Here is an 8,842-nt window from a genome sequence, read left to right as displayed (position 1 = left end):
TCGCAGGCTTCGCCAGCTCCTACGGACTGTATGAAAACTATTAATTTTCATGAGGTTAATACATATATGTACAAGCATTTCTAGATAACGGCATGAGCTGATGAATGGCATGGGAATGCTGGCCCCTTGCTTCTCAAACTGTCGTCAAACTCCTTTTATTTCAGAAAGTTGGACGATAAACCTATGCGTGTTTCTATCTGGATAGCCGCGGTCACGCTTCTGGCCACCGTCTCGCTTCAAGCCCAGGCCGGGGCGCTGACTGCGAACCAGCAGTCAGTGTGTCGCTGGGGTTCGGACATTGCGGCGGGTGCCCAGGCATCGAAGCTGTCCGGGGTCAGCCTGTATGGGGCGCGCAAGAAGTTACAAGTGCGCAAGTTTCCCCGGCCCTGGATGCGCATGACCGCGTTGGGCATTACCGAACAGACTTACAACAGTTCCTCGCGGCTCAAACCGGTGGCCGTCAAGCAGACCTATTACGAGCAATGCGTGCGCCATGAGCTGGCGCGACGATAAGCCTTCAGCCGGGACTCCTGCCGGGCATTTCGATGCCATGCTGATGAACCCGCCGATACAGCGTTGCCCGGGAAATGCCCAGGGCCCGCGCCGCCGGGGTGGGTTTCCAGCGATGGCGCACCAGGGCGTCCAGCAACGCCTGGCGTTCAGGACTGGCGCTGGGCTCCGGCCCATGATCGACGGCAGTCGCGCTGTGCAATGACTCTGGCAAGTGGCTGAGCTGGATCACGCTCGCCTCGCACACCGCGCAGGCATAGCGCAGCACGTGCCGCAACTGGCGGACATTGCCCGGCCAGTGATAACCCAGCAGGCACTCCAGCGCCGCGCCGCTCAGTTGCACCGAACCGCCGCACAGCGCCGATTCTTCCTCCAGGATGCGATTGATCAACGCCAATCGGTCGGTGCGTTCGCGCAACGGTGGTAGTTGGAAACGGGCGCCGCCGAGGCGGAAGTACAAATCCTCGCGAAACTCGCCGGCCGCCACCAGGGTTTCCAGGTCGCGGTGGGTCGCGCAGATCACTTGGATGTCCACGGCCTTGCGCCGTGAGGCCCCCAATGGTGCCACTTCGCCCTCGGCCAACACCCGCAGCAGGCGGGTTTGCAAGGCCAATGGCATGTCACCGATTTCGTCGAGGAACAGCGTGCCGCCGTCGGCCTGCTGCAAAAGGCCCTGCATACCCTTGGCCGAAGCGCCGGTAAAGGCACCGGCCACATAACCGAACAACTCGCTCTCGATCAGGCTTTCCGGGATGGCCGCGCAGTTCAAGGCCACGAAAGGCCGGTCGCGGCGCTGGCTGGCCTGGTGCAACTGGCGGGCGAAGACTTCCTTGCCTGAGCCGGTCTCGCCCTGGATCAACACCGGCAGGTTGCGATCCTTGACCCGCACTGCCAGGCTCAGGCTGTCGGCCAGGCGTGGATCGAGTTCGGTCGGTGTCATCGCGACGCGCTGGCGAGGCGTGGCCCGGCGTCGTGGCGCGCTCAAGCGGCCATGCAAATCGACGTCGAGCGGATAGAGGCTCTCGTCACGGGCGCGATGCAGCAGTTGGGCGTCGAAGATTTGGCTGATGTGCTGAGGCAGTTGGCCGTAACGCTGCATCAAGAACTGGCGCGCCGCCGGGTTCAGGGCTTGCAGGCAGCCGTCGTCGTCCCAGGCCAGCAGGAAATCCGGCTGGCTGTCGACGTACCCCGCGTTGCGATGGGCCCGCAACACCCAGTAACCCTGGGCGCTGCTCATGAAAAACGCCTGTTCGATCTCCCGGGCGCTCTGCACCACCATTTGCCGAATCAGGTGCTGGGAGCGGCGATCATCCGGCGAGCGCACCGCCGAGACGTCCAGCACGCCGAGCAGTTCTCCCTGAGGATCGAAGACGGGCGCGGCAGAGCAGGTCAGGCCAATGAATGCCGCGCGAAAGTGATCGCGCTTGTGCACCGTCACCGCCGTCTTGGCCGTGAGCACCGCCGCCACGCCGCAAGTGCCTTCTTCACCCTCCGACCAGCACGTACCCAGGTACAACCCGGCCTTGCGGCAGTCGTTGCGAAGGGTGGTTTCCACCCGGTAATCGATGGTTTGGCCCTGGGCATCGGTCAGCAGCACACAATAGTCGGCATCGCGCACCCGGCCATGCAGGCGCGCCACTTCGTCGCTGGCGATATTGAGGAACAGTTCCGAGCGCTCGCGGCACTGCTTGAGCACGTCGTGGGACAGGATCCGCGGGCCCTGGAGCGAGCCGGGGTCCAGGTGATGCTGCTCCATGGAGCGGCGCCAGGAATCGAGGATCAGGTCCGGCACCGGCAGTTGCGGCAGTTGGGCGGCGTTCTTCAGCACGCGGCTGACGCAATCCACATGCGCCCGGGAGTGAGCGGAAAGCATAGGGGCCTCCGGTTCAGCTTCTTGTCGTTGTCGGCACATTAAGCGCTGATCGCCGGGCACAGACAAGCCCGACGGAGCGCAGGCCTGGAGGTGAGACGCGACGTCTCAGCGTCTCGCGGTTTCGTCGTGCAGGCTGGCATGTGGCGTCTCAACGGCCCCGTGGCCAACGCGTGCAACGGGGCGCTGCGAGCGCTCTGTCTCGAGGCTTTGCGTCGATTCTCCGGCAATTGGCACCGGCCTTGCTCTAGGCCTTGGACCCATCCCGTTGGGCTTCCAATAATAAAAAGAGGTGCCTATGACTTGCCCGCCAAGCCCGTTGATCGTTCCCGCCACGGTGGCGCCATGAGCCGCCGTCCGCTCACCGTCGGCATCATCGCCAACCCCGCATCGGGCCGCGACGTGCGACGCCTGACCGCCAACGCCGGATTGTTTTCCAGCACCGACAAGGTCTCGGTGATCCAGCGCCTGCTGGCCGCGTTCGGCGCCACGGGCATCGAGCAGGTGCTGATGCCCACCGACATGATCGGCATGGCCGCCGCCGTGCTGAAGAACAGCCACAGCCGCCAGGCCCGCAGCAGCCACTGGCCGGCCCTGGAGTTTCTCGACCTGACCCTGCGCCAGACCGTCGAAGACACCCGCCGCGCCGCCCGGCTGATGGCCGAGCGCGAGGTGGCGTTGATCGCCGTGCTCGGCGGCGACGGCACCCACAAGGCGGTCGCCGCCGAAGTCGGCGACATTCCTCTGCTGACCCTGTCCACCGGCACCAACAATGCCTTCCCCGAGCTACGCGAAGCCACCAGTGCCGGGTTGGCCGGCGGGCTGTACGCCAGCGGCCGCATCCCGGACGAGATCGGTTTGCGCCGCAACAAGCGCTTGCTGGTCTGCGATGCCGGGCGCGGCTTGCGGGAGGTCGCCCTGGTGGACGTCGCGGTGTCGCCGCTGCGATTTGTCGGCGCGAGGGCGATCAGCCGGGCCCAGGACCTCGCCGAAGTCTTCGTGACCTTCGCCGAACCGCAATCCATCGGCCTGTCGGCCCTGTGCGGCTTGTGGTTCCCGGTGTCACGCCAGGCGCCAGGCGGTGCCTGGATGCGCCTGGACCCGCACTCTCCCGAGGCGCTGCTGGTGCCGCTCGCGCCAGGCTTGCTGCAAGGCTGCGGCGTGCTCGCCGCCGGTCCTTTGGAACCCGGCGTCGCCCACGGCCTTTCGCTGTCCGCCGGCACCTTGGCCCTGGATGGCGAGCGGGAAATCGAATTCAACGTCCATGACCGGCCCACGGTCACCCTCGATGCCGGCGGCCCGCTGAGCATCGATGTCAACGCGGTGCTCACCTACGCCGCGCAACAACGCTTGTTGGCCATTGGCCGCGAGCACCCGCAACACCCCTTGAACCTTCAAGAAGACACGCCTGGAGAATAAAAATGTCGACATCGCTCACCCACGATCAATTGCTGCACGCCTATCAGGTCATGCGCACCATCCGCGCCTTCGAAGAGCGCCTGCACGTGGAATTCGCCACCGGCGAGATCCCTGGTTTCGTCCACTTGTATGCCGGCGAAGAAGCCTCGGCCGCCGGCGTCATGGCGCACCTCGGGGATGATGACTGCATCGCGTCCAACCACCGTGGCCACGGCCATTGCATCGCCAAGGGCGTGGATGTGTACGGGATGATGGCCGAGATCTACGGCAAGAAAACCGGGGTCTGCCAAGGCAAGGGCGGCTCGATGCACATCGCCGACTTCGAGAAAGGCATGCTCGGCGCCAACGGCATCGTCGGCGCGGGGGCGCCACTGGTGGTCGGCGCGGCCCTCGCAGCCCGGCTCAAGGGCACCGACAGCGTTGCCGTGGTGTTTTTCGGCGACGGTGGCTCCAACGAGGGCGCGGTGTTCGAAGCCATGAACATGGCCTCGGTGTGGAACCTGCCGTGCCTGTTCATTGCGGAGAACAACGGCTACGCCGAAGCCACCGCGTCCAACTGGTCGGTGGCCTGCGACCACATTGCCGACCGCGCCGCTGGTTTCGGCATGCCCGGCGTGACCGTCGATGGCTTCGACTTCTTCGCCGTCCATGAAGCCGCCGGGGCTGCCGTCGAACGCGCCCGTGCCGGGGAAGGGCCGTCGCTAATCGAGGTCAAGCTGACCCGTTACTACGGCCATTTCGAGGGCGATGCCCAGACCTATCGCGCACCCGACGAGGTCAAGCATTTCCGCGAAAACCAGGACTGCCTGATGCAGTTCCGCGACCGTACCACCCGGGCCGGGCTGCTCACGGTCGAGCAACTGGACCAGATCGACAAGGAAGTGGAGATGCTGATCGAAAACGCTGTGTACAAGGCCAAATCCGACCCCAAGCCGGCGGCGTCCGACCTGCTGACCGACGTCTACGTCAGCTACCCCTGAACGCCCCCCTGAAAAACAACAAGAGAGAATCCCATCATGGCGAGAAAAATCAGCTATCAGCAGGCAATCAACGAAGCCCTGGCCCAGGAAATGCGCCGCGATTCCAGTGTGTTCATCATGGGTGAAGACGTGGCGGGTGGTGCTGGCGCACCCGGTGAGAACGATGCCTGGGGCGGCGTGCTCGGCGTCACCAAGGGGCTTTACGACCAGTTCCCTGGACGCGTGCTGGATACGCCGTTGTCAGAAATCGGTTATGTCGGCGCAGCGGTCGGCGCCGCCACCTGCGGCGTGCGCCCGGTATGCGAACTGATGTTCGTCGACTTCGCCGGCTGCTGCCTGGACCAGATCCTCAACCAGGCGGCGAAATTCCGCTACATGTTCGGTGGCAAGGCCTCCACGCCCCTGGTCATCCGCACCATGGTCGGCGCCGGCCTGCGCGCCGCGGCCCAGCATTCACAAATGCTCACCTCGTTGTGGACGCATATCCCGGGCTTGAAAGTGGTCTGCCCGTCATCACCCTACGACGCCAAGGGCCTGTTGATCCAGGCGATCCGTGACAACGACCCGGTGATCTTCTGCGAGCACAAATTGCTCTACAGCATGCAGGGCGAGGTGCCGGAAGAGCTCTACACCGTGCCGTTCGGCGAGGCCAACTTCCTGCGCGACGGCAAGGACGTGACCCTGGTGTCCTACGGGCGACTGGTCAACACCACGATGGACGCGGCGCGCAACCTGGCCGGACGTGGCATCGATTGCGAAGTCATCGACCTGCGCACCACCAGCCCTCTGGACGAGGACAGCATCCTGGAAAGTGTCGAGAAGACCGGACGCCTGGTGGTGATCGACGAGGCCAACCCGCGCTGTTCCATGGCGACCGACATCTCGGCGCTGGTGGCGCAAAAAGCCTTCGGCGCGCTCAAGGCACCGATCGAAATGGTGACCGCGCCGCACACGCCGGTGCCGTTCTCCGATGCCCTGGAAGACCTGTACATCCCTGACGCGGCCAAAATCGAACAAGCCGTGCTCAACGTGATCGAGTGGAGCAAGCGCTGATGAGCCAGATTTTTACCCTGACCATGCCCAAGTGGGGCCTGTCGATGACCGAGGGGCGGGTCGATGCCTGGCTCAAGGAGGAGGGCCAGGCGATCGCCAAGGGCGATGAAGTGATGGACGTCGAGACCGACAAGATCTCCAGCAGCGTCGAGGCGCCGTTCTCCGGCGTATTGCGCCGCCAGGTCGCTCGCCAGGATGAAACCCTGCCGGTTGGCGCCTTGCTCGGCATCGTCGTCGAAGGCGAGGCCAGCGATGCCGAGATCGACGCGGTGATCGAGCAGTTCCAGTCCAACTTCGTGCCCGGTGACGCGGCCGATGAGGACAGTGGCCCGAAACCACAGAAAGTCGAGCTGGACGGCCGGGTGATCCGCTATTTCGAGCGCGGCGAAGGCGGTACGCCGCTGGTGCTGGTGCACGGTTTTGGCGGCGACTTGAACAACTGGCTGTTCAACCATGAAGCCCTGGCGTCGGGACGTCGGGTCATTGCCCTGGACCTGCCGGGCCATGGCGAATCTTCGAAAACCCTGCAACGCGGCGACCTGGACGAGCTGAGCGGCGTGGTGCTGGCGTTGCTCGATCACCTGGACGTCAACACGGCTCATCTGGTTGGGCATTCCATGGGCGGGGCGGTGTCGCTGAATGCCGCGCGCCTGATGCCGCAACGGTTCCGCTCCCTGACTTTGATTGGCAGCGCCGGCCTGGGCCCGGAGATCAATGGCAGCTACCTGCAAGGCTTCGTCGACGCGGCCAACCGCAACGCCCTCAAGCCGCAACTGGTGCAACTGTTCTCGAATGCCGAGCTGGTCAACCGGCAGATGCTCGACGACATGCTCAAGTACAAGCGCCTGGAAGGCGTGGACGCGGCCTTGCGCCAACTGGCCGGGAGTTTGTTCAAGGACGGTCGCCAGCAGGTGGACTTGCGCGAGGTGGTGCAGGCCGGTCACGTCCCGACCCTGGTGATCTGGGGCAGCGACGACGCGATTATCCCGGCGTTTCACGCCGAAGGGTTATCAGCGCGGGCCGAAGTCCTGCCGGGCCAGGGCCATATGGTGCAGATGGAAGCGGCCGAGCAGGTCAATCGATTGATCCTTGAGTTCATCGGACAGCACTGACAAAAGCGGGCGGCGATTGAATCGTCGCCCTACAAAAATATCTGGAGGCAACGCTATGAACGTTTCAATCAAGCCGACCCGCAGCATGCGCGCCGCCGTCTGGCACGGCCGCAACGACATCCGCGTCGAAGACGTGCCGCTGCCGGTATCGCCGCCCGCCGGTTGGGTGCAGATCCGCGTGCAATGGTGCGGCATCTGCGGCTCCGACCTGCATGAATACGTGGCCGGGCCGGTGTTCATCCCGGTGGAGGCGCCACACCCGCTGACCGGGATCAAGGGCCAGTGCATCCTCGGCCATGAGTTCTGCGGCGAAATCGTCGAACTGGGCGAAGGCGTCGAGGGCTTCAGCGTCGGCGAGCCGGTGGCCGCCGATGCCTGCCAACATTGCGGCACCTGCTATTACTGCACCCACGGGCTCTACAACATCTGCGAAAACCTGGCCTTTACCGGGCTGATGAACAACGGCGCGTTCGCAGAATTGGTCAACGTCCCGGCGAATTTGCTCTACAAACTGCCGGCCAATTTCCCCGCCGAGGCTGGCGCGTTGATCGAGCCGCTGGCGGTGGGCATGCACGCGGTGAAGAAGGCCGGCAGCCTGCTGGGCCAGAACGTCGTCGTGGTTGGCGCCGGGACCATTGGTCTGTGCACGATCATGTGCGCCAAGGCGGCCGGCGCGGCCCAGGTGATTGCCTTGGAAATGTCTGGCGCACGCAAGGCCAAGGCCCTGGAAGTCGGGGCCAGCCATGTGATCGATCCGAATGAATTTGACGCCCTGGCCGAGGTTCGGCGCCTCACCGGTGGCCTGGGCGCCGATGTCAGCTTCGAGTGCATCGGCAACAAGCACACCGCCAAGTTCGCCATCGACCTGATCCGCAAGGCCGGAAAATGTGTGTTGGTGGGCATTTTCGAAGAGCCCAGCGAATTCAATTTCTTCGAGCTGGTTTCCACCGAGAAGCAGGTGCTAGGCGCGCTGGCCTACAACGGTGAGTTCGCCGACGTGATTGCCTTCATCGCTGACGGACGCCTGGACATCTCGCCGCTGGTGACTGGGCGCATCCAGTTGGAGGAGATCGTCGGGCAGGGCTTCGAGGAGCTGGTGAACAACAAGGAACACAACGTGAAGATTATCGTGTCACCCGCACGGATCTGAGAGCGCCTGAGGTGGGCGATTTGGCGATGGTCGGCAGCGGCCATCGCATTTTTTCGTGGTTTTTCAGTCGGTTCGATAGGCCCGCCAAACGCGGGTTTCATCCAGCTGCAGCAACGCTTCCTCTTGTCGTCGAAACGGTCGATCGCAATCGAGAAAAAACTCGTCGAGCTGCGGCGGGTCGACGTGGGTGGCGCTGAGCATGGTGTGGACCTGGCCGCGGTGATGGATCTGGTGCTCGAACAGGTGCAGCAGCAAACGGTCGATCCGTTCGCGGCCCCGGCCATCGGCGCGTACCAAGTCAACGGAACGGGCGAGATCCTCATGCCTGAGGTTTTCGCAGAATGTCGCCAGCTGCCGGTCGGTGCGGTCTTGGCTTTCCCTGAGTTGGGTGAACGCGAGCATCTCGGAAAAATCCTGTTCCTGGCCCGCGACGTCGCCTTCCAGGGCGGTGAGGTAATAACGATCGACTTCGAGGACATGGCATAGCGTGGCCTGGATGGAGGGAAAGAAACTCGTGCGGTAGGCCTCGTACTCCGCCGTGTTCAGCTGCGCGCAGGCGTCCAGCAGCCTGTGGTTGGCCCATTGGTTGTTCAGGGCCTGGGCCAGGAAATAATTCATGGGACGCCTCCGGTGCGCGTCGTTTCGCCGGGGGGAAAGCGTAGCAAAGACTGGCGATGGCGCCGTGTTGCTGGTCGGTTGGTCCCGTGTTTGCACCCCAATTCCTTGTGGGAGCGAGCCTGCTCGCGAT

Annotated in this window: 8 protein-coding genes; 6 read left to right on the top strand and 2 right to left on the bottom strand. The window is 63.9% G+C overall.

The window, feature by feature from the left end; genetic code table 11:
• The first annotated feature begins 183 nt into the window (after positions 1–183).
• Complete coding sequence (locus OC610_RS15580; RefSeq protein WP_264428857.1) at positions 184–513, top strand: hypothetical protein; 330 nt, start codon at positions 184–186, stop codon at positions 511–513.
• A 4-nt stretch (positions 514–517) separates the two neighbouring features.
• On the opposite strand, the gene OC610_RS15575 is transcribed toward OC610_RS15580, so the two are convergent.
• Positions 518–2,383 carry a sigma-54-dependent Fis family transcriptional regulator gene (locus tag OC610_RS15575; protein ID WP_264428855.1) on the bottom strand — a complete coding sequence of 622 codons (1,866 nt, stop codon included), beginning with the start codon at positions 2,381–2,383 and terminating at the stop codon, positions 518–520.
• Positions 2,384–2,725: 342 nt separating this feature from the next.
• Between OC610_RS15575 and OC610_RS15570 the strand changes: the two genes are divergently transcribed.
• The 5 genes from OC610_RS15570 to OC610_RS15550 all read left to right on the top strand — a co-directional run bounded on the left by OC610_RS15570 (position 2,726) and on the right by OC610_RS15550 (position 8,094).
• The gene (locus OC610_RS15570; RefSeq protein ID WP_264428854.1) at positions 2,726–3,799 is read left to right on the top strand and encodes an ATP-NAD kinase family protein; all 1,074 of its coding nucleotides are present in this window, start codon (positions 2,726–2,728) and stop codon (positions 3,797–3,799) included.
• 2 nt (positions 3,800–3,801) lie between these two features.
• The gene (locus OC610_RS15565; protein WP_030140715.1) at positions 3,802–4,779 is read left to right on the top strand and encodes a thiamine pyrophosphate-dependent dehydrogenase E1 component subunit alpha; all 978 of its coding nucleotides are present in this window, start codon (positions 3,802–3,804) and stop codon (positions 4,777–4,779) included.
• Positions 4,780–4,815: 36 nt separating this feature from the next.
• Positions 4,816–5,832, top strand: a complete 1,017-nt coding sequence (locus OC610_RS15560) for an alpha-ketoacid dehydrogenase subunit beta (RefSeq protein WP_264428851.1) — start codon at positions 4,816–4,818, stop codon at positions 5,830–5,832.
• Positions 5,832–6,944: an acetoin dehydrogenase dihydrolipoyllysine-residue acetyltransferase subunit gene (locus OC610_RS15555; protein ID WP_264428849.1), complete on the top strand. Its 1,113-nt coding sequence runs from the start codon at positions 5,832–5,834 to the stop codon at positions 6,942–6,944. Before OC610_RS15560 ends, OC610_RS15555 begins: the two co-directional genes overlap by 1 nt.
• 85 nt (positions 6,945–7,029) lie before the next feature.
• On the top strand, positions 7,030–8,094 hold the full coding sequence (locus OC610_RS15550) for a 2,3-butanediol dehydrogenase (RefSeq protein ID WP_264428859.1): 1,065 nt from the start codon (positions 7,030–7,032) through the stop codon (positions 8,092–8,094).
• Positions 8,095–8,157: 63 nt separating this feature from the next.
• On the opposite strand, the gene OC610_RS15545 is transcribed toward OC610_RS15550, so the two are convergent.
• On the bottom strand, positions 8,158–8,712 hold the full coding sequence (locus OC610_RS15545; protein WP_264428847.1) for a DinB family protein: 555 nt from the start codon (positions 8,710–8,712) through the stop codon (positions 8,158–8,160).
• Positions 8,713–8,842 lie beyond the last annotated feature (130 nt).

It is taken from the genome of Pseudomonas agronomica (assembly GCF_025917275.1).
In the GTDB taxonomy this organism is placed as follows: domain Bacteria; phylum Pseudomonadota; class Gammaproteobacteria; order Pseudomonadales; family Pseudomonadaceae; genus Aquipseudomonas; species Aquipseudomonas agronomica.
The sequence above is the reverse complement of the archived record's forward strand: the minus strand, read 5'-3'. Positions and strand labels throughout refer to the sequence as shown.